At 60.1% G+C, this 26,806-nt stretch carries 21 protein-coding genes; 9 read left to right on the top strand and 12 right to left on the bottom strand.

Annotated features, from left to right (window positions below; translation table 11 throughout):
- Positions 1-58: 58 nt before the first annotated feature.
- From G5C33_RS14625 to G5C33_RS14575, 11 genes are all read right to left on the bottom strand, one after another.
- Entirely contained in the window at positions 59-1,012 is a 954-nt protein-coding gene (locus tag G5C33_RS14625; RefSeq protein WP_010412661.1) for a cation diffusion facilitator family transporter, read from the bottom strand.
- Positions 1,012-1,878, bottom strand: a complete 867-nt coding sequence (locus tag G5C33_RS14620; protein ID WP_165327862.1) for a hypothetical protein — start codon at positions 1,876-1,878, stop codon at positions 1,012-1,014. Before G5C33_RS14620 ends, G5C33_RS14625 begins: the two co-directional genes overlap by 1 nt.
- Positions 1,875-2,504, bottom strand: coding sequence for a cation transporter (locus G5C33_RS14615; protein WP_165327861.1), 630 nt, complete (start codon positions 2,502-2,504; stop codon positions 1,875-1,877). The genes G5C33_RS14620 and G5C33_RS14615 overlap by 4 nt, the downstream gene beginning before the upstream one ends.
- Entirely contained in the window at positions 2,501-4,996 is a 2,496-nt protein-coding gene (locus G5C33_RS14610) for a heavy metal translocating P-type ATPase (protein WP_010412670.1), read from the bottom strand. Before G5C33_RS14610 ends, G5C33_RS14615 begins: the two co-directional genes overlap by 4 nt.
- A gap of 116 nt (positions 4,997-5,112) precedes the next feature.
- The gene (locus tag G5C33_RS19370; protein ID WP_225982092.1) at positions 5,113-5,538 is read right to left on the bottom strand and encodes a hypothetical protein; all 426 of its coding nucleotides are present in this window, start codon (positions 5,536-5,538) and stop codon (positions 5,113-5,115) included.
- A 13-nt stretch (positions 5,539-5,551) separates the two neighbouring features.
- Complete coding sequence (locus tag G5C33_RS14600; protein WP_165328876.1) at positions 5,552-8,815, bottom strand: efflux RND transporter permease subunit; 3,264 nt, start codon at positions 8,813-8,815, stop codon at positions 5,552-5,554.
- Between the two features lie 37 nt (positions 8,816-8,852).
- Positions 8,853-10,001 carry an efflux RND transporter periplasmic adaptor subunit gene (locus tag G5C33_RS14595; RefSeq protein WP_011413836.1) on the bottom strand — a complete coding sequence of 383 codons (1,149 nt, stop codon included), beginning with the start codon at positions 9,999-10,001 and terminating at the stop codon, positions 8,853-8,855.
- 11 nt (positions 10,002-10,012) lie between these two features.
- Entirely contained in the window at positions 10,013-11,266 is a 1,254-nt protein-coding gene (locus G5C33_RS14590) for a TolC family protein (protein ID WP_010412683.1), read from the bottom strand.
- A gap of 64 nt (positions 11,267-11,330) precedes the next feature.
- A complete protein-coding gene (locus G5C33_RS14585) occupies positions 11,331-11,675 on the bottom strand; it encodes a hypothetical protein (protein WP_137678721.1) in 345 nt (114 codons plus the stop codon).
- Between the two features lie 159 nt (positions 11,676-11,834).
- Positions 11,835-13,766, bottom strand: a complete 1,932-nt coding sequence (locus G5C33_RS14580) for a cytochrome c/FTR1 family iron permease (RefSeq protein ID WP_094063313.1) — start codon at positions 13,764-13,766, stop codon at positions 11,835-11,837.
- Positions 13,763-14,404, bottom strand: a complete 642-nt coding sequence (locus tag G5C33_RS14575) for a cation transporter (RefSeq protein ID WP_011413839.1) — start codon at positions 14,402-14,404, stop codon at positions 13,763-13,765. The genes G5C33_RS14580 and G5C33_RS14575 overlap by 4 nt, the downstream gene beginning before the upstream one ends.
- A 138-nt stretch (positions 14,405-14,542) precedes the next feature.
- Here G5C33_RS14575 and G5C33_RS14570 point away from each other — a divergent pair, with 138 nt between their 5' ends.
- Positions 14,543-14,938, top strand: a complete 396-nt coding sequence (locus G5C33_RS14570) for a MerR family transcriptional regulator (protein ID WP_010412699.1) — start codon at positions 14,543-14,545, stop codon at positions 14,936-14,938.
- Between the two features lie 26 nt (positions 14,939-14,964).
- Here G5C33_RS14570 and lspA read toward each other — a convergent pair whose 3' ends face one another.
- Entirely contained in the window at positions 14,965-15,531 is a 567-nt protein-coding gene (lspA, locus tag G5C33_RS14565; protein ID WP_225899969.1) for a signal peptidase II, read from the bottom strand.
- Positions 15,532-15,956: 425 nt separating this feature from the next.
- On the opposite strand from lspA, the gene G5C33_RS14560 reads away from it, so the two are divergent.
- The 8 genes from G5C33_RS14560 (at position 15,957) to G5C33_RS14525 (ending at position 26,770) form a co-directional block, all read left to right on the top strand.
- Positions 15,957-17,597, top strand: a complete 1,641-nt coding sequence (locus G5C33_RS14560) for an acetolactate synthase large subunit (protein ID WP_011413840.1) — start codon at positions 15,957-15,959, stop codon at positions 17,595-17,597.
- Positions 17,594-19,000 carry an aldehyde dehydrogenase family protein gene (locus G5C33_RS14555; RefSeq protein WP_010412709.1) on the top strand — a complete coding sequence of 469 codons (1,407 nt, stop codon included), beginning with the start codon at positions 17,594-17,596 and terminating at the stop codon, positions 18,998-19,000. The genes G5C33_RS14560 and G5C33_RS14555 overlap by 4 nt, the downstream gene beginning before the upstream one ends.
- A 430-nt stretch (positions 19,001-19,430) precedes the next feature.
- Positions 19,431-19,874: a CBS domain-containing protein gene (locus tag G5C33_RS14550; RefSeq protein WP_010412712.1), complete on the top strand. Its 444-nt coding sequence runs from the start codon at positions 19,431-19,433 to the stop codon at positions 19,872-19,874.
- A gap of 95 nt (positions 19,875-19,969) precedes the next feature.
- Positions 19,970-20,380 (top strand): hypothetical protein, encoded by a 411-nt coding sequence (locus tag G5C33_RS14545; RefSeq protein WP_010412715.1) that lies wholly within the window; start codon positions 19,970-19,972, stop codon positions 20,378-20,380.
- A 63-nt stretch (positions 20,381-20,443) separates the two neighbouring features.
- Positions 20,444-21,739: a TolC family protein gene (locus G5C33_RS14540; protein ID WP_228275083.1), complete on the top strand. Its 1,296-nt coding sequence runs from the start codon at positions 20,444-20,446 to the stop codon at positions 21,737-21,739.
- Positions 21,736-23,244, top strand: coding sequence for an efflux RND transporter periplasmic adaptor subunit (locus tag G5C33_RS14535; protein WP_011413841.1), 1,509 nt, complete (start codon positions 21,736-21,738; stop codon positions 23,242-23,244). The genes G5C33_RS14540 and G5C33_RS14535 overlap by 4 nt, the downstream gene beginning before the upstream one ends.
- Entirely contained in the window at positions 23,241-26,408 is a 3,168-nt protein-coding gene (locus tag G5C33_RS14530) for an efflux RND transporter permease subunit (RefSeq protein WP_010412724.1), read from the top strand. Before G5C33_RS14535 ends, G5C33_RS14530 begins: the two co-directional genes overlap by 4 nt.
- On the top strand, positions 26,387-26,770 hold the full coding sequence (locus G5C33_RS14525) for a copper-binding protein (protein WP_225982093.1): 384 nt from the start codon (positions 26,387-26,389) through the stop codon (positions 26,768-26,770). Before G5C33_RS14530 ends, G5C33_RS14525 begins: the two co-directional genes overlap by 22 nt.
- Positions 26,771-26,806: the final 36 nt, after the last annotated feature.

The following is a 26,806-nucleotide window of genomic DNA, read 5'->3' as shown; positions in this document are numbered from 1 at the left end:
GCGCGCGATGAGGGCTCAGGGTCTGCGAACGGCCGGGCAGGAACAGGCCAGCGAAAGCTTAATCACCGACCGTGTTTTTCCCGTTGTTGGGTGCCGGGTGGGCAGGGATCAGCGCATCATCGCAGTCCGTAGCGAGGCAGGGCTCGAAAGTGACATGTGCGATGCCGAAATCCTTTTCCAGCATCGCCCGCGCGCGTCGCTTGACTCCCTCGAATGCTGTTTGGGAGTAATCAACAAGAGTGAGATGGGCTTCGAGCGCCCGGTGATGTTCTCCCAGATTCCAGACATGGACGTGGTGAATATCCTGCACGCCGCCAAGCGCGCGCAGGTTTTCAACCATCTGATCAAATTCCACCTCGTCCGGCACTGCTCCCATCAGCAGACGAACGGTTCGCGGTAGGAGCGTCGCGCCCTGCCAGATGACATAGGCCGCGATGATGAGAGTGATGATGAGATCGGCGACGACGAGATCGTATAGAATAATTAGCACTCCGGCGACGATCACACCGATCGAGGCCAGCGCGTCCGAAACGTTATGAAGGAAGGCAGCCTTCATGTTAATGCTGTCATGCGCGCCGCGATAGACAATGAATGCGGTGACGAGATCGATGACAAGTGCGATCCCGGCAACCCAGATCACGGTCCAGCCTTCGACCGGCTGCGGCGCGGCGAAACGGTTGATCGCCTCAACGATCAGATAGAATCCGATGATCAGCAAGGTCGTCAGATTGATGAGTGCGGCGACCACTTCTCCCTGGGCGTAGCCGAAGGTCATCAGCTTGTCCGCCGGACGCCGGCCTATGCGTCGCGCAAACCACGCAAGACCAAGAGAGGCCGCATCGCTGAAGTTGTGCAATGCATCCGCGATAAGCGCCAGTGACCCTGAAAGGATGCCGCCGACAATCTGGGCAAGGGTCAGGAGGACATTGATCGCGACCGCGAGGATCAGCTGACGATCGCTAAGGTTTTCCTCGCCGTGACTGTGGCCAGCTTGATCGTGCGAGTGCGCCATCACTTTTCTCCGCTATTTGCGATTTTGTTGCCGGCGGTATCCGGATGCTGAAGGATCGCATCGGAATTATCGATTGTTCCGATCGCGGCGTTAAATCCGACTGCAATCATTCCGAACATCGCAAGCCCGGAGATGAAGGCCGCGAGTGCTGCCAAATTCAAACCTCCCAGTCTGCCCGGGATTTGCAGCAAAAAATGAACCGACCAGACAAGAAAGTATCCTGCGAGTAGAATTGCCAACCGCGCGTCCGCTGTTTCGCTCATGCCGTGGAGAAGCCAAAACCCGGCTACCGCTGCGGCAACAAAGGCGAGTGACAGAAAAACATGGATCGCTAGACGATCCATGCGTTTCATCGCGCTGTCGCGAAATCCGGCTGTTGTCTTTCGCCCCACCAGGAAAAAGGTGATTCCAACCCCTAGTGTTGCTGCGAAACCGGCGAAGACAGACACGGCTGCTGCTGCACCCAGAGCGATGCCACCAAACCCCAGCGCAATACCGCCTTGAAGCGCAATGGTCATCTTCGGCCCGCGTCTTCCCACGGCGTCGGACAGGGTTCCAACTGAGTCGCGATGCGAAGCCCAGCCTCCGATCAGCACCGCCAGAAGATAGAGAGTCCCGCCAGCGGGGAGCAGGGCTGCGTCTATGAAGTCACCCCTTGCTTGTCCAACTGCAGGACCGGTCAAAACAAGCGCAAGTGCGGCAAGGGCGCCAGAGTGGACGGCCGCCGCGAACCCATTTTCGTTCGGGGTAGGCCCGTGCTTTTCTTCCCAGACAACGCCAGCACCCAGGCCGAGGCTTGCCAGCATCGCCAAGGTCAGGATCGCCGACAAATCCTCAGTTACAAATATCTCGTGGACGAGGCTCATTCCCGTGTTTCGCCATGAACCGTTCCCGCCTCGTCGTGCTTGTCACTGTGCGCGTCGCGCAGGATATCGATCCCGCCGTAAAGAGCTATGCCAGCCACAGCGATGCCGACCACAAGGTCCGGCCAGTTCGCGCCTGTGATCATAACGATGACGCCAGCGATGATAATCCCGCCGTTCGAAATGAAGTCATTGAAGCTGAATGTGGTGGCGGCCCGCATGTTGACGTCCTTGTTCTGCATCTTTTGCAACAGGCGAAGGCAATAGAGGTTCACTATGCCCGCGACGGCAGCCATCGCGATCATCAGGAAGCCACCCGGCTCAGAACCTTCAACAAACCGCCTGACGGCATCAGCAATCACTCCGCCGGCAAAGATCAAAAGCATGACGCCAGAAAAGCGCGCTGCGCCTCGCTTCCAGGAGCGCGGTCGACTCAGCGCAAGGAGACTGAGAGCGTAGACAAGCGCGTCCGACGAATTGTCGAGCCCGTTGGCCAAGAGCGCGTTCGAGTCCGCAAAATAGGCAACGACAAAGAAACCAACCGCGATTGCGACGTTGAGCCACAATACGATCCACAATGTGCGTCGCTTGTCCGCCGAATCCAGATCGAAGTCATCGTTGCAGCTCATACTGGCTTCTCTGCTATGTCTTTTGTGCTGCCCTTCTCTTTATACGCCAGAAGGCGAAGCGCATTGGCGACCACGATTAGCGTTGATCCCTCGTGAACCGCGACAGCGGGGCCTATCCCGAGACCGAAAATGGTTGCCGGGATGAGCACGACAACAATTCCGAGACTGACGATCATGTTCTGCCGGATGATTGACCGGGTTTGTCGGCTCAGATCGACGGCGAAAGGCAGTCGGGCGAGATCATCGGCCATCAGCGCGACATCGGCTGTCTCCAATGCAACGTCCGAGCCGGCAGCCCCCATTGCTATTCCGACCGTTGCGTTCGCCATGGCCGGAGCGTCATTAACCCCGTCTCCGACCATCGCAACCTTGTCCTGGCCGGCAAGCTTGCGGATGGCCTTGACCTTGTCGTCGGGCATGAGATTGCCCCAGGCCTCGTCGAGGCCGACTTCCTTTCCAACCGCATCGGCCACTCTTTGGTCGTCGCCCGAGATCATGATCATTCGGGTGATCCCGAGGCCGCGCAACGCTTCGAGCGTCGCCTTTGCTGCCGCCCGCGGCGTGTCGAGCAAACCGATCGCTCCAAGATCGCGCGTTTCCGAGCGAACGCCCATCGTCGTCCGCCCGCGCTCGCGCATGGACTCGATAGCATCCGACAGTTCGGCACCGAGCTGAGGGACCCCGTCTTGCCCGAACATTTCGAGCTTTCCGATCCACACCCGCTCACCGCCGACAAGCGCGGTGATCCCCTTGCCTGTGAAGCTTTCAAGACTTGTAGCTTCGGGCAGTGCCTCATCGCCAAGCCGCTGCTTGCCGTCCCTAACAATCGCCTGTGCTAGGGGATGATCGCTCAGATTTTCAGCCGCCGAGGCAATCGCAAGCAGTTCGTTTTCAGATACACCCTGCGCGGGTTGGACATCGGTCATGCGGGGCTCGCCTTCGGTAAGAGTACCGGTCTTGTCGAACGCGATGGCCTTGAGCGCGCCGAGATCCTCGAGCGGCGCGCCGCCCTTTACCAGAATGCCGCTGCGTGCTGCTCTGGCTACTCCGGACAAGACCGCGCTCGGGGTCGCGATCGCCAAAGCGCAGGGGCTGGCAGCCACAAGCACCGCCATCGCCCGGTAAAAACTGTCGCGGAACGGCTCGTCGATGACAACCCAGGCGAAAAGGAGCAGGCCGGCCAAAGCGAGCACGGCAGGCACAAAAATTCGCTCAAAGCGCTGCGTGAAGCGCTGGGTAGGAGATTGCTGAGCCTCGGCTTCGCTCACCATTTGGACGACCTTGGCGAGGGTCGTGTCACTCGATCGCCGGGTCACTTCCACTTCGAGCGCGCCCGATCCGTTGATCGTCCCTGCGAAGACGCGATTGTCATCCGCAAGATTGTCAGGATTTGCGCGCGCAGAAGCGATATTCGAAACCGCGCTCTTGTCGACCGGCACGCTTTCCCCGGTCACCGGAGCCTGATTGATGGCACTGACGCCGTCCAAGATGAAGCCGTCAGCCGGAAGGCGTTCGTTCGGACGCACGATTACGACGTCGCCTAGCGCAAGCTCCTCGACCGGAACCTCAACGACGTCATCTCCACGTTTTACTCGTGCCGTTTCCGGCGCGAGCTCGGCGAGCGCCTCGATCGCCCTCTTGGCGCGGCCCATCGCGTAGTGTTCGAGCGCGTGGCCGAAACTGAACAGGAACAGCAATAGCGCGCCTTCGGCCCATTCCCCGAGAAAGGCGGCGCCCGCAGCGGCGACAAGCATGAGGCTGTCGATTTCAAACCGGCGCAGGCGCAAATTGTCCCACGCCTCTCGGACGGTAAAGAATCCGCCAAAGAAATACGCCGCGAGATAGCATGCGAATGGCAGCCATCCTGGATGCCCAGACCATAGCTTCTCAATCCCGAACCCGGTCGCGAGAAATACGCCCGAGGCGAGCGAGAAATAGAGTTCGGTGTTCGCGCCGAAAATGCCACCATGACTGTGCCCGGCACGATCTTCATCATCGTGATCATGGTCTTTGGAAGAGTGCTCGGCGTTCCTGGCGACATCGCCCGCCAGAACCGACACGCCGAGGTTCTTGAGCTCGCCAGCAATCCTAGGCTCATCGGTTAGCTGACGGTCGTACTCGGCGATGAACCTCCCGCTCGCATCAGCATTTGCTTCGAGGATACCGGGTTTGCTGGCCAGCAGGTCCGCGACCGTTTGGGCACGGCGGGTGGAATTGATGCCATCGGCTTGCCAGACAACGTGTCCGTAGCGTTCGGAGATTTCCGCTCCGGCCACATGGGCCAACTCCTTGATGCGGGCGACAGTCAGGCGATCGGCATCGTATGATATCGCTAGTCGGGCGGATGCATCTTTCTCGCCGGGCAATATCGTGACCTCGTGCACGCCGATCCGCGAGCTGAGCAAAGACTGCAAGCGCGCGATGCAATGATCGGTTTCGCTCGGGATGTCGGGAAGGAGCGGTGAGACTTCGAGTTCGATGGTTCGCGTCATTGCCTATTGCTTCCCATTGGAAATTGACCGCTCCCGGTGCCGCAGACCCGTAAGCTTGCAGGTTCGCGAAACCCGAATAGGGACTAGCGAAGCCCGCATATTGCGTAACGAAAGCGTCAATGTGCGTCCTGACCTGCCGGCACTTTCAGCGAATTCGCTGGACAGCGGTGAAACGTGCGCGTGACACCGCGATAATTGCGGGTTGTCAGTTTTTCGGCGGTGCGCTCTTCGATGGTAAGATGACGAACCCGCATCGGCCGTTCATGACCTTCAAATGGCATGTGCGCGTGGGTGTAAGCGATGGCATCGCCCTCGTCTCGCCAAATTCCGACGGCGGCGGGGCCACCGTCCGGAAGCTGCACTTCGGCATAATAGCCATCTGCGAAAAACACCCAGGCCGGTCCGCTATCACAAGACCGCGTTTCACCAAGGCTCCAGACACCGGCGATCGGAACAAGCGTGCTCTGATCCTGCGCCGATGCTGGAACACTTGAAAGTATCAGGGCGCCGGCAAGAGTCACACTGAGCTGGCTACTAATCATTGATGCTCTCCATTCACGTAACCTCTTGCAGCTCTTGCCGTTCCTCGGGAGTGACGTTGCGGCGCAGGCGGTCCCACCAGCGTTGACGCCACGTCCGGTCATCCTTTCTGGTGGCGAAGACGAGCTTCAGGATCGCGGGAAGGACGAACAAGGTGAGCGCAGTGGCGGTGATCAGACCGCCAATGACCACCGTTGCCAGAGGCCGTTGAACCTCCGCTCCAGTGCCGGTCGCGATCGCCATGGGGACAAACCCGAGCGACGCGACCAGAGCCGTCATCAATACTGGACGCAAGCGCGCCAGTCCGCCTTCCACGATGGCCTCATCGAGCGCCATCCCCTTGTCCAGACGCTGGCGTATTGCAGTCACCATCACGAGACCGTTGAGGGTCGCCACGCCCGAGAGGGCGATGAACCCGACTGCCGCCGAAACCGAAAACGGCATTCCGCGCAGAGCCAGCGAGAAGATGCCGCCAGAGAGGGCGAGCGGGATCGCGCTGAAAACAGCCAGAGCGGGAACCCAGCCTCCGACTGCCATATAGAGCAACAGGAGAATAACCGCGAAAGCGATCGGGATAACGATCTGCAACCGTTCCTGCGCAGCCTGAAGGTTCTGGTACTGGCCGCCCCACTCGATGAAGGCTGCAGCGGGCAATTCGACCTGCGCCTCGACATTCGCCCTCGCTTCCTCAACGAAGGAGCCAAGATCGCGCTCGCGCACGTTGGAGGAAACGATCACCAGCCTGCGTCCCTGTTCACGGCGGACTTCGGCAAGGCCATCCACAACCCGGAATTCGGCGACCGAGCGCAGCGGTATGGTCGCTCCGTTCGGAAGCAGCACCGGCAATGCACCAAGCTGATCGAAATCATCGCGTGTCGCATCCGAAAGCCGAACGACGACCTCGAACCTTCGATCGCCTTCAAAGACCAGCCCGGCAGGCCGCCCGCCCAAAGCAATTGCGACGGATTGAGCGACGTCTTCGACCTTCAGCCCATATCGAGCGATCGTTGGACGATCGAAGGCAATATCAAGCGTTGGGAAACCGGTGACCTGCTGGACTTTAACATCCGCAGCTCCCTCGACCTCGCGCAAAATCCCGGCGACCTCGTTCGCTGCCGAGGTCATGGCGGTCAGGTCGTCGCCGTAGATCTTGACCGCGACATCGCCGCGCACGCCAGCGATCAGTTCGTTGAAGCGAAGTTCGATTGGTTGGCTGAACTCATAGAGATTGCCAACCAGGCCTCCCAGAGCACTCTCCATTTCTGCCACCAGATCATCTTTCGAAAGATCCGGGTCAGGCCATTCATCGCGCGGCTTCAGGATCACATACGCATCGGAGGCGTTGGGCGGCATCGGGTCGCTGGCCACTTCCGCAGTACCGGTACGTGAGAATACCAGCTGCACTTGCGGAAATTCCTCCAATCGATCTTCTACTCGCCGCTGCATCGCCAGAGACCGCTCGAGAGATGTGGAAGGGATTCGCAATGATTGCACCGCGATATCGCGCTCGTCGAGCTGCGGTGTAAACTCGCTGCCAAGGAAACTGAACACCAGAGCAGCAACGGCAAAAATGCCGGCACCGGCCCCGATCACCGGCCAAGGGCGGGCGATGGCTTTGCGGACAAGAGGCCCATAGCGTTCCTTGGCGATCCGGATCGGTTTGACTTCCTTCTCCGTCAGTTTTTTGTTCAGCAGGATCGCGATCATCGCCGGGACGAAAGTCAGCGAGAGTACGAATGCCGACGCGAGCGCCAGCATGACCGTGATGGCCATCGGCGAGAACGTCTTGCCCTCGACTCCGGTGAAGGTCAGCAACGGTGCGAACACCAGAAGGATAATCGCCTGACCATAGACAGTCGGCTTGATCATCTCCTGCGCGGCAAGCCGCGTTTCCGTCAGCCGTTCGCCAAGTGTCAGGAGCCGGCCCTCATGCTCCTGTCTGGCCGCAAGACGTGCCACACTATTCTCGACGATAATCACGGCCCCATCGACGATCAGACCGAAGTCAAGCGCGCCCAGACTCATCAGATTGCCTGACACTCCGAGCCGGTTCATGCCGATCGATGCCATCAGCATCGAAAAAGGGATAACCAGAGCGGCGATAATTGCGGCCCGTATGTTGCCGAGCAAAAGGAACAGGATGGCTATGACCAGCAGCGCACCCTCGACGAGATTCTTCTCGACGGTCGCGATCGTTGCATCGACGAGAGACGAACGATTGTAGACGATTTCGGCTACCACACCTTGTGGCAGGGAGGCGCGGACTTCGTCAAGCCTCTCAGCGGCCTGGGCTGAAACAGTGCGGCTGTTTTCTCCTGCCCGCATGAGGACGGTACCAACCACAGCCTCGTCGCCATTCAGCGATGCAGCCCCGGTTCTGAGATCACCGCCAATGCTGACCGTTGCGACATCTCCCACGCGAATGGGAACGCCTCCACGTGTAGATATGACTGCTTGCTCGATGTCCTGGACACTGCCGAGCCGTGCATCGACACGAGCCAGCAGGGCTTCTCCTGATCGCTCGACGAAATTCGCGCCTTCGGCAAGGTTGGCGGCTTCCAGCGCATCGATCACCTCATCGAATGAAAGCCCGTAGCCTGTCATGCGAGCAGGATCGGGCTGTACGAGATATTGCTTTCGGAAACCCCCGATGGAATCGACACCGGCGACGCCATCGACCGACCGCATGAGTGGAGCGACCACCCAGTCCTGAATGGTACGCAGATAAGCAGCCTTAGCGACATCGCTATCCAGCCTGTCACCGCGTTCGGTAACGAAGCTTCCGTCGGACTGCCAACCGACCGCATTGCCCTTCGGTGCTTCCTTGCCCCCCGGATGCTCGAACTCGATCGTATACATGAGCACTTCGCCCAGACCGGTCGAGATAGGTCCCATTACCGGTTCTGCTCCTTCGGGCAGCGAAGCGGTGATCGGCGTCAGGCGCTCATTGACCTGCTGCCGCGCGAAATAGATGTCAGTACCTTCTTCGAAGATTGCAGTAACCTGGCTGAACCCGTTGCGCGAAATCGAACGGGTCATTTCCAGACCATCGATCCCGGCGAGACCGGTTTCCACCGGATAGGTTACCTGCGTTTCGACCTGGGAGGGGGAAAGGGCGGGCGCTTCGGTATTGATCTGCACCTGAACGTTCGTAATGTCGGGTACGGCGTCAATGGGAAGCCGAAGAAGGTTCATCACGCCATAGATGGCGACACCGATCGTCAAAACGACCATGGCCCAGCGAAAACGCACGGCCATGTCGAGGATCATGCCGATCAGGCCGTGGCGGTGCGAGTGCTCCGTTTCCTGCATGCGATCAGTGTCCATGTTCGGCTTCCTCTTTTTCGAGTTCGGCTTTGAGCAGGAAGGCATTCTCGGTTGCGATCCGCCAGTTCGCTTCGAGACCGGATTCGATCACCACGCGGCCTGCGGAACGTGCGCCGGTCACCACCGGACGGGTCTGGAAGCCGCGGCGCGTGCGCACGAAAACCACTTCCTGGCCGTCGAGTGACTGCACCGCGCTTTCGGGCACCGACATGCGGCCCGTGTCGACCTCGCCCGAAGGTCGGATGCGCGCTTGCAGGAAGGCACCTGGTTGAAGACCGGGGATGGACCGCGTGAGCGAAAGGACTGCCGTCGCGCTGCGGCTCTCAGGATCGAGCGATGGCGTGACGGAGCGGACCCGCGCTCCGATCTCGCGGTTTTCTGCAAGTTCCAGCGTGGCTTCATCGCCTGGCTGAATACGGCTCGCTTCTGCAGAGGGGAGCGCGACTTCGATCTGCATCGCATTAGGATTCACGATTTGGTAGAGTTCCTCTCCCGCATCGACAAACGAACCAAGGACAATAGGCGCCGCCGTTACCCGTCCTGCAAGAGGGCTGGTAACCGCCAAAGACCGACCGTCGCCACTCACGCCCGCTGCCGCAACCGCTGCCTGCGCGCGGGACAGTTCTGACTGGGCGACCTGGAGATTGGCGCGCACCGCTTCGAGATCCTGCCGCGCCGTAACATTGGCTTCGAAAAGCCGGCGTTCGCGCTCATAGGCGGCTGACAATTCGTTGACGCGCGCGCGCGCCGCGCTCAATTGCGATGCCAAAGCTGCCGCTTCCGCACTTTCGATACGCGCAATGGTTTCACCCTGCCGGACGTAATCACCCAGCGTTTTTTGAACGCTCCGCACCACGCCCGCCGCTCGCGCATCGATCCGCGCGCTGCCTGTGGGGCTAGCGGCGATTGTGGCTGGGAACACTAGCTCTACCGCCGAGCCCTCACCAACGGTCTCGACCATGATTTCGGAGCTTCGAATCTGCTCTTCGCCGAGTAGGACCAGTCCTTCCGGGAGATCGCTTTCTTCGGTTTCCTCTTCGCTGTGCGGTTCTGCGCCGTTGTCCGGCCACAGCATTACAGCAGCCGCAAAAACAAGAATGATCAGGCCGATCAGTACGGCCAAACGCTTACGGTTCATGGGTATTTTCCTCATTGGGCGCCAAGCCAGATCAACTGCGCCGCCAGGCGACCGCGATCTTCCTGGGCTTGGATCAAGGCTTCTCGGATTGCATCGCGGGCTTCGGCCGCAGCCAGAACCTCGATCAGCGGGAACCTGCCGTTGCGATACCCAATCCGGACGAGGCGCAAGGCTTCTTCCGCTTGAGGCAGGGAGGTTTGGGACAGAGTCTCTACACGAGCCTCGGCGGCGAGAAAGCGGCCGCGCGCCTGGGTTACTTCGAGTTCGAAATCCGCGCGGGCGACAGCCTCGCGTGCGGAGGCCGCGCGGAAGCGGGCCTCGGCAGCGGCGATGTTACCCTGATTGCGATTGCGGAAAGGAAGGGGAATCGAGACGCCCACTAGGAAGGCCTGATCCCTGCTTTCCTCGAACCGCCTGACACCGGCGGAGATGGCCGGATCGGGAACACCCAAAGAGCGCTCCCTGTCGATCGCAGCGTCCGCCGCCTCGCGTTCGGCACGCGCGACTTGGAGACGCAAAGCAGAAGGCGATGCAAGAAGCATCGCAGGAGGTTCGATCCCGGGAAACGCCGATGGCACGTCCGGGGGAGGGGACGTTTCACCCCAGAGCGCCACCAACGCGCTCCGCGCCGCTATCTCTGAAGCTCGCGCGGCTTCAAACTCCGCCTCGGCTTCAGCAAGGGCCGCTTCTGCACGAAGCGAGCGCAGCGGCGGCTCGCGGCCAACTTCGACAAGCAGGCCAGCTATACGCGCGAGTTCGCGATTGCGTTCGACTACGTCGCGGGCAAGTTCCAGTCGCGCAGCTGAAGCGACCGCCTCGATGTAGCGTTCGCGCACCATGCGACTCAGCTCAGCGACCGACAATTCTCCAGAAAGCATTGCCACGCGCGCCTCGGCCTCGGCCGAGCGAATGCGTGCGCCCCGCTTGCCGCCTAGCTCGAGGCGCTGACTCAAAGACAGCGTATATTCGGTTGCTTGCAGCCCTGAAAAGGCACCGCTTCCTGCGATGTTCTCCGCTTCAAAGGCAAGCTCAGGATTTGGCCGAAGCCGTGCCTGATCGATAAGCGCGCGTGCCGCGTCCGTTTCGGCCTGCGGCCCGATCAAACGCGGATTGTCTGATTGCACCTGCGCGCTTTCGTCCACACCCGCACGCGCGAGAGCTTCGTCGAGCGTCAACACCGCGCGTTCTTGTGCACGCACCGCACCGGGCAGTACTGCGAGGCTCAGCCCTGCAAAAAGGGCGCCTCGCCAAATAATGGCAAACATGAATTGATTTTTCCTCTACTGACATGCCGAATGCGCGCCGACATTGCGGCGGCAATACTGGACGTCAGATTCGAGGAGGGGGCGTCAAAATCGCTTGCTGGACTGCAGTCAGGCCGACGGGTTCGAAGAAATGCTGTGCACCGGATGAACGCTCACCGGCCCCGATATCCGCATTGCCTGCAAATTGGACTCCATGATGGCAATGGCCGTGGGCGCAGATGCCATGCTGCTCATTCGGGCTGTCCGGCAAGTCTTGACCAGTCTCGCTACTTGCAGCTTCGACACTTGTAAGTTCGCCAATTTCAGGCCCGCATACCGCCGCGTCCACGCTTACGCTGAACACCAGGCCGAAGAGAATCAGCATGGCGAAAAACGGCTTCAAGGCAAGAAGGGGCATACGGAGGGTCATGACACTTTGGCCCCGCTAGCAGGACCAATCACATGGCACAAGTCGATATTCTCTTCGAATTCCGAAGCCGTCGCGCAGCTCAATGCATAAGAACGAACAAATGCGCTATTCATGTACCGACCTGGGTCGACACAAACGCCGTAATAGAAAGATATAATATCACACTGCATCGCGTGACCGGTCATTGTTTGATGCTCGGGTGTGATTAATCCAGAAACCAAGTAAAAGTACGGATGCCATTGCAAGTTGAGCGCCAATCACTTGGAACGTCGGATAAACTCCAAGCATACTTAGTCGCGGACCGCCGGCTATCGGCGCAATTCCGATCACACCCGCTTCCTGCAAGCCCGCGATCCCTTTGCCAATCAGGACAATCGCAAGCAGGGCGATGAGCACCGAACTGTAGGCAAAGAACTTTCCGATCGGCAGCGTCCGGCTGTAGCGCAGCAGCAGCCAGGCGATGACGACAAGGAGCAAACCGGCCGTGGCAGCGCCCGCCAGCAGATAGCCCGTACTTCCCTGAGCGGACAGCGCAGCGTAAAAGAGGATGGTTTCGAAGACCTCTCTATAGACGACAAGGAATACGATCCCGAACAGGAACCAGAGCGATCCGCGCGAAAGCGCCTTGCCAAGCTTGTCGCGGATATAGCGCTGCCAATTGTCTGCCTGTGATTTTCCGTGCATCCAGACGCCAACCGACAGAAGGACCAGCGCTGCAATCAGCGAACCGAATGCCTCGATCGATTCCCGGCCGGCACCGCTGATGTCGAGAAGATAGGTCGCCGCAAGCCAAGTAAGCGCGCCTGCCACCAGCGCACCGGTCCACCCGCCATGAACAAATCGCAATGCCCGATCCTGTCCCGCCTTCCTCACGAAAGCGATCATGGCGATCACGATCAGCAATGCCTCCAGACCCTCGCGGAGGAGGATCGCGAAAGATGCCACGAAGGTTGACCAGCCCGTCGCAGATTCCGGCGCAAGGACATTTTCAGCCTGTACGAGCAAACCCTCGATGGCCCGGATCCGTTCGCTTATCGCAGAGGTCGGCAGATCTGCGTCGATGGCTGCACGCAAGTCCATCATCCCGCTCTCGATACGCACCAGAAGATCCGGATTGCGTGTCGCCAATATCGGTTCGACGGGTTCGAACCCGTCCAAATATGCCGACAGTGCGAGCTCCTTGGCCCGGGAAATATTCCCGTTCGCGTGGGCGCGTTCAGCTTCTGCGAGCCGGGTACGTGTGATGCCAAGAGGCCCCGCTGCATCGGCGATCGCCGACGGGTTGGCCCGAAGATAGGCCATGAGCGCGTCCGCGCGCACTTGCCCGATCTCTCCTGCCAGTTCGTCCGGCGTGATCTTCGTGAGAGCGGCAAGATCGGGAAAGCGTTTGCGTAGTTCGGAATCTGACTTCCATAGACGCGCCCCTTCGTCGACCGCCTCAAAGGCGACGGATCCCGAATAGAAGGCCAGGGCCCAACGATCGTCGGAGGAGAGCTGCGAGAAACCGGGCATGGCGGTGCCATCGATCCCTTGGTCGATAACCTGATAGAGACCCATAATGCTGCGCTGACGCGCGCGATCGACGTCGGTAAATGCGATCGGCGGTGGATCAAGGCCCGCAGACGCCGGCCCGCGACCGTTTCCTGACACCCCGTGGCAACTGGCACAAGTCTCCTGGTACAGCAGTCTTCCGCGCTCAAGATCGGGCGCCCTCGAAGGCGAGAGCGTGATCGGATAGATGGCTAGGAGATCCGCAGCGAGCTTTCTGGCTGCCGTGGCAACTTGATCAACGGGGGCCATCGAGAGGATATCGGCTTCAAGTTGCTTCGCGTTTGCCTCTAGCCGAACGCGACCGGGGCGTTCAGGCAATTCCGCAATACCCGATCGTACCGTACCGGCGAATTCGACCATTTCCTCATATTCGACTTCGTTGACGACTTCGCCGTCCTCGACGGCAGCTGCATAATCTACCGCCATGTAATCGAGCAGGCGCCAGATCGTGTTGGGTTCTGCCGCCAACGCTTGCGCGCTGCCGAACGACAACAGAAGGGCCAGGCAAATGCCGGACAGGCGCGCCAAATATTTCATCATGCAATCTGCTGCGTTTTCATATCGCTGCGCGCATGGCGGATAATTTCGAGAGCCGAATGGAGGAACAAAAACGCAATCGCAGCGGCCACGATGATATCAGGCCATGCGCTTCCCAACCAATAAACCAAACCGGCTGCGACGATGACCGCGACATTGGCCAGGGCATCGTTGCGTGAAAATAGCCATATCGCGCGCGCTTGAGCATCGCCTCCTTTGCGAAAGCGAGCGAGCACAAAAACGGCGGCAAGGTTGATAAGCAGGGCGACAAAACCCACCCAGCCCATGATGCCGGCTTCCGGCTGCACCATATCGAACATGCGCCAGATCGCCGCGCCGATCACACTCACACCAAGCGCCGCCAGAAACAAACCTTGCGCGAGCGCCACCCGAGCACGCGTCGATGCCGTCCATCCGAGCGCAAGCAGTCCGATGAAGGTGATCGAGCCATCGCCAAGGAAATCCAGCGCGTCGGCTTTGAGCGCCTGGCTCGCGGCTAAAAACCCGGCGGCCAGCTCGATCATGCCGAAACCGACATTGAGGATAATCACGATCCAAAGCGCGCGGCGGTATTGCGGATCGTCAACCGCCCTCTCGGGGTCGCCGGTGCAACCACAGTCTTCCGAATCATCTAAACTCATGATTTTTGAGCTTTACAATCTCCAGTTACTGGAGGATCAAGGACTTTCTGCGCACCTTTCGCAGAAAGTCTGACGGCCGATGTGCGATTGCGTCGCGGAGACACACACCCTGCGATGGCCATCATCGAGGATTAAAGAATGCAGATAGGAAAAATTGCCCGCGCGACCGGGACCAAAGTCAACACCGTTCGCTATTATGAAGAGATCGGTCTTCTGAAGCCCGCTCCGCGCTCCCAGTCGGGACGAAGGATTTACGCAGACGCCGATGTCGAACGGCTCGCATTCATCCGGCGGGCTCGGGGTTTGGGCTTTTCGGTGTCCGAAGTTCGCTCGCTGCTCGAAGTGTCGGACGCACCAAACCGGGATTGCAAGGACGCTGCGACTTTGGCACGAAATCATTTGCGCCGGGTGGAAGAGCAGATCGAACAGCTGCAGGCGATGAGACAGGAACTGATCGGCCTGGCACGGGCCTGCGATGGGGGCACTGCCACCGACTGCGGCATCATCGGCGGGCTTGCTAGAAAATCCGCCTGAAGATTGCCTTGGCAAAAGCGCAGAATCTACACTTTCGGCGCGGTGCCATCGTCGCGCTGCGTTTCTCCGGACCACCAGGTAACGAGAAACAATGCCACTCCAAGGACTATTCCGACATCCGCGAGATTGAACGCCGGCCAGTGATAGCCGCCGACATAGAAGTCGAGAAAATCGGTGACCGCTCCGTCCGCCAGTCGGTCGGCAACGTTACCCAATGCACCGCCAATGATCGAACCTATCGCGGCGGATTCGAGGCGTACGGTACTGCGCCAGAGCCATCTGGCCAGAACGCCCACGACAAGAAGCGCGAACCCGGACAGCAAATAGGGCGCGATTGGATTGCCGGAACTCAGGAGGCCGAATGTAACACCGCGATTATATCCGAGCACCAGATTGAAGAATGGAAAAACATCTATCACGCGGGCAGGGTCCATGACCACATTCACAATAAGCCATTTTGAAATGAGATCGCTCGCGAAGACTGCGACGGCGATCGAAAGACCAAGACTTCGGTACATATTGGTTCCTTGGATGATCGGCAGATATCTCTGATTCTCTGGACGATAGAAATCAGGTCTGGGCCCGGTACTCATCGATCATGTCAATGCAGAGAGGTCAACTGTCCCGCCGATCACTGGCCCAGCCATTCAGGCATCCGAATGTCATCGGCACGTGATCCCAGCGCGGGAAAATATCTGTCTCCGCCATGCCTTGATGGGCAAGCAAAACATTTTCGCCGATGTCGCAAATTGCACCGGTTTCGCGTGGGGGCACACGAGGTGGATCGCGGACTCATACTGCGGCGGTGGGAATGTCAAGAAACGGAGTCCCTACCTTCTTGCCAAATCCAAAGGTCATGTTTTTAGGATACTTTTTGCGGCTACGCGCATTTCAGAACATTCGCTGAACGGCATGGTGCGAATGAGGCGAGGCTCCTTGCGTCTGTGACTCTCTTTGCGGTTGTAGTGAGAAAGCATTGCCGTAGGGCATTCATGCTTCTGAAAAGGGAATATCGAAAATGAAAGCCTCTGACTTGTTTATCGCTGCATTAGAGGCTGAAAAGGTGGAATACATCTTTGCCGTTCCCGGCGAAGAAAACCTCGACCTGCTGGAATCCCTGCGCACGTCCTCAATCGAATTGGTATTGACGCGCCATGAGCAAGGTGCGGGCTTTATGGCGGCGACCTATGGCCGTCTGACCGGCAAGGCGGGGGTTTGCCTCGCAACTCTCGGGCCTGGTGCGACGAACCTGACAACTCCGGCGGCCTATGCCGCGCTCGGGGCCTTTCCGCTCATCATCATCACCGGGCAGAAACCGATAAAGACATCGAAACAGGCGCAGTTCCAAATTGTCGACGTTGTTTCGCTGTTTACTCCGCTATGCAAGGCTTCGACCCAGATCGTGAACGGCAATCGCATCCCCTCGCTCGTTCGCGAAGGTTTCCGACTTGCTCAGGAAGAAAGACCGGGCGCTGTGCTGCTCGAGCTTCCGGAAGATATTGCTGAAGAGGAAACGATCGAACCGGTCATACCGCCGCATCAAAGGCGTTATGCGGTCGCCGGAGATGCGGCGCTCGACGAAGCGGCCGAGCGGATCATCGCGGCTGAGCGGCCACTGCTGCTAATCGGAGCCGGAGCAAACCGCCGCCGCGCTTCGAAGGCGCTGCGGAAATTCGTGTCCGATACCGGTTTTCCCTTTTTCGACACCCAGATGGGCAAGGGCGTGGTCGACGAAGATAGCGAACTCTATCTGGGCACCGCGGCCCTATCTTCGGACGATTATGTTCACTGCGCGATCGAGAAGGCCGATCTGATCGTCAATATCGGTCACGACGTGGTGGAGAAGCCGCCATTCTTCATGGAGCCGGACGGTCAGACTGTCATTCATATCAATTACAAGGCGGCCGAAGTCGATCAGGTCTATTTCCCGCAGCTGGAAGTCATCGGTGACATTGCCGGTTCGGTCGAGCGGCTGGGAAACCGTTTGGATGGCAACTTGCAGTGTGATCGCAGCTACTACACCGCCCTGCATCACGAGATTGCTTCGCACATTTCCGAAACCAGCGACGACGACCGTTTTCCAATGGTTCCCCAACGCGTCGTTGCCGACGTTCGCAGCGTAATGGCACGCGATGATATCGTCGCGCTCGACAACGGCATCTACAAGATCTGGTTCGCTAGAAACTACATCGCTCATGAGCCTGGCACCATTCTGCTCGACAATGCATTGGCGACGATGGGCGCGGGCCTTCCATCCGCCATGATGGCGGCGATTCTCACGCCCGGGCGCAGGGTTCTCGCGGTGTGCGGCGATGGCGGGTTCATGATGAACTCGCAGGAACTGGAAACGGCCGTCAGGCTTGGCCTGAACCTCGTCGTGCTCATCCTGAACGACGCGGCATACGGCATGATCCGGTGGAAGCAGGGCCAGCTCGGCTTTCCGGACTACGGCCTGACCTTTTCCAATCCCGACTTTGTCACTTATGCCAAGAGCTATGGAGCGACCGGCCACCGTGTCGAGCGAAGCGCGGATCTGGTTTCGGTCCTGAACGCCGCATTCGAGGCTGGCGGCGTGCACCTTGTCGACCTGCCCGTCGACTATTCCGAAAACAAGAAAGTGCTGATCGACGAACTCGGCGCGAAGGTGTGCGAGCTATGAAAACGATCGTTCACAATCCCTTCGACCGCTCGCCGATTGCAGAAGTGGCGCTTGTCGACTGGGCTCAAATCGATGAATGGCTGAATGAAGCGCAGTTGCTCCACCGCGAACGCAGTTGCTGGCTTGCTGTGCATGAGCGTATCGCCATCCTCCGGCGAACGGCGGATATCATGCGCGAACGAGCCGAAGAACTGGCTCTCCAGATCGTCAGGGAGGGCGGCAAGCCCCTGGTCGATGCGCGGGTGGAAGCCGGTCGCGCGATCAATAGCGTCGACTTGTGCGTTCAGGCGCTGAGCGATGGCGGGGGCCACGAGATCCCCATGGACCTGACAGAAGCGGGTGCGGGTAGGACGGCGTATACATTCCGCGAGCCGATCGGTCCTGTCGTGGCGATCTCGGCATTCAATCACCCCCTCAACCTGATCGTCCATCAGGTTGGACCGGCGGTAGCAGCCGGGTGCCCCGTTCTTATCAAGCCTGCGCTGGAAACACCTCTGTCATGCCAGAGCTTCGTGAGCATTCTCCATGAAGCCGGCCTGCCTGAGGCCTGGTGCCGGTTCGCACCTTGCGGCAACGACATCGCCGAAAGAATGGTAACCGATTCGCGCACGGCGTTCTTCTCATTCATCGGTTCTGCGAAAATCGGCTGGATGCTTCGCTCGAAGCTGGCGCCGGGAACCCGCATTGCTCTCGAGCACGGCGGTGCGGCGCCGGTAATCGTGGACAGCGGCGTGGAGCGCGCAGCAGTGATCGCCTCGTTGCTCAAAGGCGGGTTCTATCATTCGGGTCAGGTCTGCGTTTCCGTACAGCGCGTATTCGTCCCTGCTGCAGAATTGAAAGACTTCGCCAATGACCTAGGGCGAGCTGCCGAAAAGCTCGTCGTGGGCGATCCCGCCGTTGCTGAAACCCAATGCGGCCCCTTGATCCGGACGGAGGAAGTCGACCGCGTCGAACGCTGGGTCGATGATGCCATCGCAGCAGGCGGCACCCTGGTGTGCGGGGGAAGCCGTCTGAGTGACACTCTTTTCTCTCCGACCGTCATTCTCGATCCTCCCGAAAGTGCCAATGTGTCCCGGCAAGAAATCTTCGGCCCCGTGATCTGCGTGTATGGCTATGACGATATCGACCTGGCTATCGAGCAGGCCAATGCCCTGCCTTACGCCTTTCAGGCCGCTGTATTCACCGATCGGCTGTCAATCGCCAATCATAGCATCGGCTCTCTGGCTGGATCGGCTGTGATGGTGAACGACCATACGGCATTCCGCGTGGACTGGATGCCCTTTGCAGGCCTGCGCCGCTCCGGCCTTGGTGTCGGCGGGATCGCCTACACGATGGCGGATATGAGCTTTGAAAAAATGGCCGTCTGGAATTGGCCAGAGGGTGGTTTTCGATCAGATCGATAGGAGCGTTCGATGATTGTCCCGCACACGGTCTATTGAAAGAGCAGTGACTTATCGCTGCTACCCGATCTTCAACATCATGAAGACTGAGACGAGAGATGGCCGCGAATTCTTCATAAAGCGGGCAGACATTTGCATTAGGGCGGCTATCGCAGCGGAGACTGTGAAGAGCAATGAAGCGGGCCGGTGCCTGTGCCTCACGCCTCTCGGCGGACCCATACTTCTGTATTCCTGGGCTTCTGGGTAAGGCCTATTCAGATGCTAGCGCCTTCCATGAGGTGGCGAATGCCATTCTACAGCTTTCGTTCGGCATGACCGTGCCCGTTCGTCCATATCGATTTCATCCGGAAATGCGAGAGGAACATTATCCGGCGCCTCGCCGTTGCAATGGTACGCAAATATTCAGGTATTTAATAGAAATTGGAGACATATCATGGAAGCCAAGAATGTGATGACCTCGAATCCTGCATGCTGCAATCCTTCGACCAGTGTACGGGAGGCCGCTAATCTCATGGTGAAAAACGACTGCGGCGAAATTCCGGTTGTAGATGATTCCGGCACACTTGTCGGTGTGATTACCGATCGTGACATTGCTTGTCGCTGCGTTGCAGACGGCAAGTCTTCTGACACGTCGGTAGAAGACGTGATGACAAGCTCTCCGATTACTGTGACACCCGACACGAGTGTCGATGATTGTCGCAGCAAAATGGAGGACAACAAAGTTCGGCGGCTTCCTGTTGTGGACGAGAGTGGCAAATGTTGCGGCATCGTTTCACAAGCCGACATTGCTCGGCATGCGAACGAAAAAGAGACCGGCGATCTGGTGCGTGAGGTATCGGAACCCACCGAGGAAGCGTCAAAGTCAGGTTGCTGTTAGGCAAATTTGGGCAATAGGTTTGGGCTTCGGGTTTGCTGAAGCGAAAACATAAATCTGGCCTTTGTCTTCAGCCTGATAACCGACTTGCACGTCGTATGCGTTCGGACTATCCCAAACCGGTGACGTATATTCGTGCTCTTACTTTGATCTGCTTCAGCTTCGGCCTGTTTGTGCAGGTCGCAGCACAGGCAGCTGTTCCGCAGATTGAAGTGGCCGGAACGACTGATTGCGCTGAAATGGTGCAAGGCATGCCCAATCACCCAATGCCCGGGCAGGTGATCGCCGATAAGGACAAGGTCGATCAGCACGGGCCTTGCCGCGAGATGACACTCGATTGTCTTGTTGCTATGAATTGTCTCCCGCCGCTGGCGCTCACCGCTGCGGGACTTGCGCAAACAGAATCGCTTTTTGTTGCGCCTCAGTACCTTTCCGCGAGTGCCAGCAGGCTCGAGAGCCAGCCGCTACCGCCGGAATCGCCACCTCCACAACCCCAGCTCACCATCTAGCATTTCCCGGGCGGTGCATCGCGCCGCTTGCGAGCTTGACGGATAAACAGGCCCAGCGCCCGGTTGCTCGCCCGCGTGCGCCGTGGCCCTTCCCGGTCAGCTCGCTTTGAAAGAGTAAGAATTATGGATTGGCGCATTGGCTGGGTGCCGTTTTCGGCCCTGCTCGCCGCGCAGACTGCCCAAGCACAGTCTGTCGGATACGAGGAAATACTGGCGGTAGCACGAGGCGAACAACCCGTTCTGGAAGCTGGCGCGCTGCGTGTACAATCGCGGCGCGAGGCAGCGGAAGCGGCGGATGAGCTTCCCGATCCGCGCGTACGCGCAGGTATCATGAACCTTCCTGTGACCGGACCTGCCGCGTTCGACCCAGACCGGCAACTCCCCACGCAGATCGCAATCGGTATCGAGCAGGAAATCCCAAATCTCGCCCGTCGACGGGCGAGGTTCGGCGTTGCCAGTTCGGAAGTGCGGCTCGCCGAGGCACGCCTTGGCATGGCCGAGCGTATTCTTCTCGCCGATGCGGGCACGGCCTGGGTCCGGCTCCATTATGCGCAAGCGCGGCTTGATCTTGCCCAGGCTGCGCTGGACGACCTGAGAGCATTCGTTCCGGTTGCCAACAGTGCAGTTGCTTCGGGGTCGGCCCGCCCGGCGGAGAGCCTGGCAATCCGGCGCGAGCTACTCGGAATTGAAGACGCGATTACCGCTATCGAAGCCGAGCGCGAGACTGCGCAAGCGCAGATTTCCCGATATATACCGCTCGCAGATCCGGTTGCTTTGGGAGCCGCGCCATCGGCTGTCCTCGATGAGGAGCAGCTGCGGTTCGAGCTCGAAAGCAATCCCGAAATCCTGCTGGCCGATGCCGAACGAGGCCGGGCCGAAGCCGGTGTCGCGCTCGCACGCGCCGAGAAACGACCCGATTTCGGGGTGAGCGTCACCTATGGTCGCCGCAATCCTGATTTCGGCGATGCGGTGTCGATCATGGGGTCCATTACACTGCCGATCTTTACCGACCGGCGGCAGAATCCGCGCATTGCCGCTGCCGAAGCCGAAGCCGCTGCCGCATCGGCCGAGCGCGAGGATCGCAGGCGCGCGTTGGTTGCCGGTTTCGAAGCTGATCTGGCAACCTGGCGCAGCACAGTGCGGCAATGGGGACGCGCGCGTGACGAGCTTCTTCCGCTGGCGCGCGACCGCGCGGACCTCGATACAGCGAGTTTCGCGGCCGGGCGTGCCGATCTCGTCGATGTGATTGCGGCGAAATCCGCGCTCGCGCTGCTCGAACTGGAGATACTCGAGCGCGAACAGGCAGCTGTCGAGGCGGCGGTGAGGCTGCGACTGACCTACGGGGAGAGCAGGCCATGAACTCCGCGCTCGAACGATTCACACCGCGCCAGCGCATGTATGCGGCTGGACTTGGTATTGCTCTGGTCAGTCTGTTGGCGGGCTACGGTCTCTCAATGCTCGGCAGCGAGAGCGGCGGCGATGCAGCGACAGATACGGGCTGCGAGGACGTGCTCTATTGGTACGATCCGATGGTCCCTGACCAGCGCTTCGACGAGCCGGGCAAATCTCCTTTCATGGACATGCAGCTGGTCCCCAAATGCGCGGGCGGCGACGCGCAGGGCGCCGGGGGTGTGAGTATCGATTCGACGCTCGTCCAGAATTTCGGGATCCGGACTGCTGAAGCGGAATATGGCGTGCTGGAGCCTGAAATCAGCGTCACCGGCACGCTCGCATATAACGGCAGCGAGATGGCGATCGTTCAGCCGCGCGCCGGCGGCTATGTTCAGCGGACCTACGGCCATGCACCGCAGGACCTGATTGCCAGAGGCGCTCCGATCGTCGACATTCTTGTGCCCGAATGGGGCGGCGCACAAAACGAGTATCTTGCTGTTGCCGCAACCGGCGACGAAGCGTTGACCCGGGCCGCCCGCGAGCGCCTGCGGCTGCTTGGCATGCCGGACTCGATGATCGCCTCGGTCACCCGAAGCGGAAGACCGCAAACGATCATCACCGTCACAGCACCGCAATCGGGCGCGATCACGTCGCTCGCAGTAAGGCCGGGCATGACCGTGGCGGCGGGCCAATCGCTGGCCGAGATCAGCGGGTACAGTCCGATCTGGCTCGAGGCGGCGGTACCCGAGGCACTGGCTGGCAACGCGCGTGTCGGGCAGCCGGTGAGCGCCACGCTCACTGCCTTTCCCGGCGAACGGTTTGCCGGACGCATCATCGCCATTCTGCCGAGCGCGCAAGATGCGAGCCGCACGATAACCGTGCGGGCAGCGATGCCCAATCCGGGCCTGCGGCTCAAGCCGGGAATGTTTGCCCAAGTGATGCTCGCGCCTGAACGGCGCGAAGCGCTGCTGGTCCCTTCGGAAGCTGTCATTCGCACCGGCGAGCGGACCCTGGCGATGATCGCGCAGGGAGGTGGCGGCTATCGGCCCGCCGAAATCCGTATCGGCCGCGAAGCGAACGGACGGACCGAAGTCCTTGCCGGGCTGGCTGCAGGAGAGAGAGTGGTCACCTCGGGCCAGTTCCTGCTCGATTCCGAAGCCAGCCTTGCGGGCATCGACGTGCGTCCCGTCGATCAGGCACCATCCGGTGCGAGCGAAGACCGAGGGTCGGACGATGCAGATGAACCGCAGACTTATCGCGCGACCGGGACGATCGAGCGCATAAACGCCAACAGCGTGACCTTGCGCCACGGTCCGGTGCCTGCGCTCGAATGGCCGGCAATGACCATGCCCTTTGCCAGCGAAGGACCGGAACAGCTGCGCGGTTTTGCGCGCGGCGACCGGGTCTCCTTCACATTTGTGCAAGCCAGTACGGGGCCGCGCATCGTCTCGATCCGGAAAATCGGCCAATGATCGCGCGCATCATCGATAGCTCGATCGCCAACCGCTTTTTCGTGGTGCTGGCAGCGATCGGGTTGGCGCTGGCCGGTTTCTGGGCGGTACGGACGACGCCCGTCGATGCCCTGCCGGACCTTTCCGATGTACAGGTGGTGATCCGCTCGAACTATCCAGGTCAGGCGCCCCGTATCGTCGAGGACCAGGTGACCTATCCGATGGCCACGACCATGCTGTCGGTCCCCGGTGCCAAGACCGTGCGCGGCTATTCCTTTTTCGGAGACAGCTACGTCTATGTGATCTTCGAGGACGGGACCGACCTCTACTGGGCGCGCTCTCGCGTTCTGGAGTATCTGAACCAGGTCCAGAACCGCTTGCCCGACGGGGTTCAGAGCACACTCGGCCCTGATGCAACCGGGGTGGGCTGGATCTACGAATATGCGCTGGTCGACCGCAGCGGCGGTCACGACTTGGCCGGGCTCAGGAGCCTGCAGGACTGGTTCCTGCGCTACGAGCTGAAAACCATTCCCGGCATCGCCGAAGTCGCCAGCGTGGGCGGCATGGTCAAGCAGTACCAGATCGTGCTCGACCCCTATCGCATGGCTTCGCTGGGCGTGACGCACGCGCAAGTGGTCCGCGCGGTGCAGGCAGGCAATCAGGAAACCGGGGGCTCTATCGTCGAAATGGGCGAGGCCGAATATATGGTCCGTGCCTCGGGCTATCTCGGCACGCTGGCGGATTTTCGCAGCATACCCTTGCGCGCCGAAGCGGGCGGCACTCCGGTAACGCTGGACGATGTGGCCAATATCCAGATCGGCCCGGAGCTGCGGCGCGGCATTGCGGAACTCAACGGCGAAGGCGAGGTTGCCGGCGGTATCGTCATTCTGCGCCAGGGCGCCGATGCGCGCAGCGCAATTGCGGCGGTCGAAGCGAAGCTCGAACAATTGCAGGCAAGCCTGCCCGAAGGGGTCGAGATCGTCACCACCTACGACCGTTCGCAATTGATCGATGCTTCGGTCGAAAACCTGACCTCCAAGCTCATCGAGGAATTCATTGTCGTTGCCCTGGTGTGCCTGCTGTTCCTGTGGCACGCGCGCTCGGCACTCGTCGCGGTCGTCACCCTTCCGCTCGGCGTGCTCGCGGCCTTCATCGTGATGCGCTTTCAGGGCGTAAACGCGAACATCATGTCTCTTGGCGGGATCGCCATCGCGGTCGGCGCGATGGTCGATGCTGCGGTGGTGATGATCGAGAACGCCCACAAGCATCTGGAGCGCTGGGCCGAGGAGAACCCTGACACGGTTCTGTCCGTCCAGGAGCGCTGGCGGATCGTCGCGGATGCCTCGAAGGAAGTCGGCCCGGCGCTGTTTTTCAGCCTGCTGATCATCACCTTGTCGTTTCTGCCGGTGTTCACCTTGCAGGCGCAGGAGGGACGGCTGTTCGCACCGCTGGCCTTTACCAAGACCTATGCCATGGCGGCTGCTGCGATCCTGTCGATCACTCTGGTTCCGGTGCTGATGGGATGGCTGGTGCGCGGAAAGATTCCGGCAGAGGACAGCAACCCGGTCAATCGCGTGCTGACCCGGGCCTATCGGCCCGGGCTAGACTGGGTGATGCGCCGCCCGAAGACCGCTTTGGTCATCGCTGGGCTGGTCTTCCTGACCACGCTCGTTCCCTTCTCGCGGCTTGGCGGCGAATTCCTGCCGCCGCTCGACGAAGGCGACCTGCTCTACATGCCCAGCGCCCTGCCTGGATTGTCTCCCGGAGAGGCGTCAGCGCTGCTACAGCGCACCGACCGGCTGATCATGACCGTACCGGAAGTCGAAACCGTGTTCGGCAAGGCCGGGCGCGCCGATACCGCCACCGATCCCGCCCCTCTCACAATGTTCGAGACGACCATCCGCTTCAAACCACGCGATGAGTGGCGCGAGGGCATGACACCGGATATGCTGGTCGAGGAACTGGACCGCGCCGTGCAGGTGCCTGGCCTTGCCAATGTCTGGGTGCCGCCGATCCGCAACCGGATCGACATGCTCGCAACCGGGATCAAGAGCCCGATCGGGGTCAAGGTTTCGGGCGAAGATCTCGGCGAGCTGGAACGCGTCGCGCTCCAGATCGAACAGGCGGCAAAGAACATTCCCGGCGTCAGTTCTGCGCTGGCTGAAAGGCTGTCGGGAGGCCGCTATGTCGATGTCGATATCGACCGGCTGGAAGCGGCCCGCTACGGTCTCAACATCGCCGACGTGCAGCAGATCGTCTCCGGCGCAATTGGCGGTGCCAATGTGGCCCGTACAGTCGAAGGCCTCGCAAGATACCCGATCAATGTTCGCTATCCGCGCGAGATCCGCGACAGTGTCGACGAGCTGCGCAATCTGCCGGTGCTGACCCCGTCTGGTCAGCAGATCACGCTTGGTACCGTTGCGCAGGTGCGTGTGACCAGCGGCCCGCCCATGCTCAAGAGCGAACAGGGCCGTCCCACAAGCTATGTCTATATCGATGTGCGCGGGCGCGATCTGTCTTCTGTGGTTGGCGATCTGCAGGAGGTTATCGCGGCCGAGGTCGATCTGCCTCCGGGCGTCAGCCTGTCCTATGCCGGGCAGTTTGAATATCTCACGCGGGCCTACGAACGTCTGCAGATCGTCGTTCCGGCTACGCTCGCGATCATATTCCTGCTGCTTTACCTGATCTTCCGCCGGTTCGACGAGGCGCTGCTCATCATGGGCACCTTGCCGTTCGCGCTGACAGGCGGCTTCTGGCTGCTTTACCTGATGGGATACAACCAGTCGGTCGCGACCGCCGTCGGCTTCATCGCGCTGGCCGGGGTGTCAGCCGAATTTGGCGTCATCATGCTGATCTATCTGAAAGCTGCGCTGGAGCGGCGCGGTGAGGACCCGGATGCGGAGGAAGTCTCCGCCGCCATCCGTGAAGGGGCATTGTTGCGCGTCCGGCCCAAGGCAATGACCGTCGCGGTCATCCTCGCCGGCCTGTTTCCGATCCTGATCGGCACTGGGGCTGGCTCCGAAGTGATGAGCCGCATCGCCGCGCCGATGATCGGCGGGATGATCACCGCGCCGCTCCTGTCCATGTTCGTGCTTCCCGCAGCCTATCTGTTGCTGCGTCGTCCCCGGCCGGAACGGCCAACCCAACCCCAAGGAGAAGAAGAATGCGTCACACAACCCTCATAACCCTATTGGCCGCGCCGCTGGCGCTGGCAGCCTGCGATTCTGGCCAGGACACTGCCGAGATGGAGGACATGCCGATGGCTGAAGATGCAATGATGATGGACGGCCAGGATATGCCGATGGCGGATACCGGCAACGCAATGCAGTCCGCGAGTGCGCAAGGCACCGTCACCGCCATCGACGCCGAAGCGGGTACGATCACCGTCGACCACGGCCCGGTTCCCGCAATCGAATGGCCGGCAATGACCATGGCGTTCGAAGCCGATGAGCAACTGCGCAGCGAAGTAAGCGTCGGTGAGGGCATTGCCTTTGAATTTCGTACTGGTTCTGAAGGCAGTGTGATCACGTCGATCACGAAGGAGTAAATCGGTTGGGCGGTGCCAGGCAAATCTGGTGCCGCC

Source organism: Sphingosinithalassobacter tenebrarum (genome assembly GCF_011057975.1).
GTDB lineage: Bacteria > Pseudomonadota > Alphaproteobacteria > Sphingomonadales > Sphingomonadaceae > Sphingomonas > Sphingomonas tenebrarum.
The sequence above is the reverse complement of the archived record's forward strand: the minus strand, read 5'-3'. Positions and strand labels throughout refer to the sequence as shown.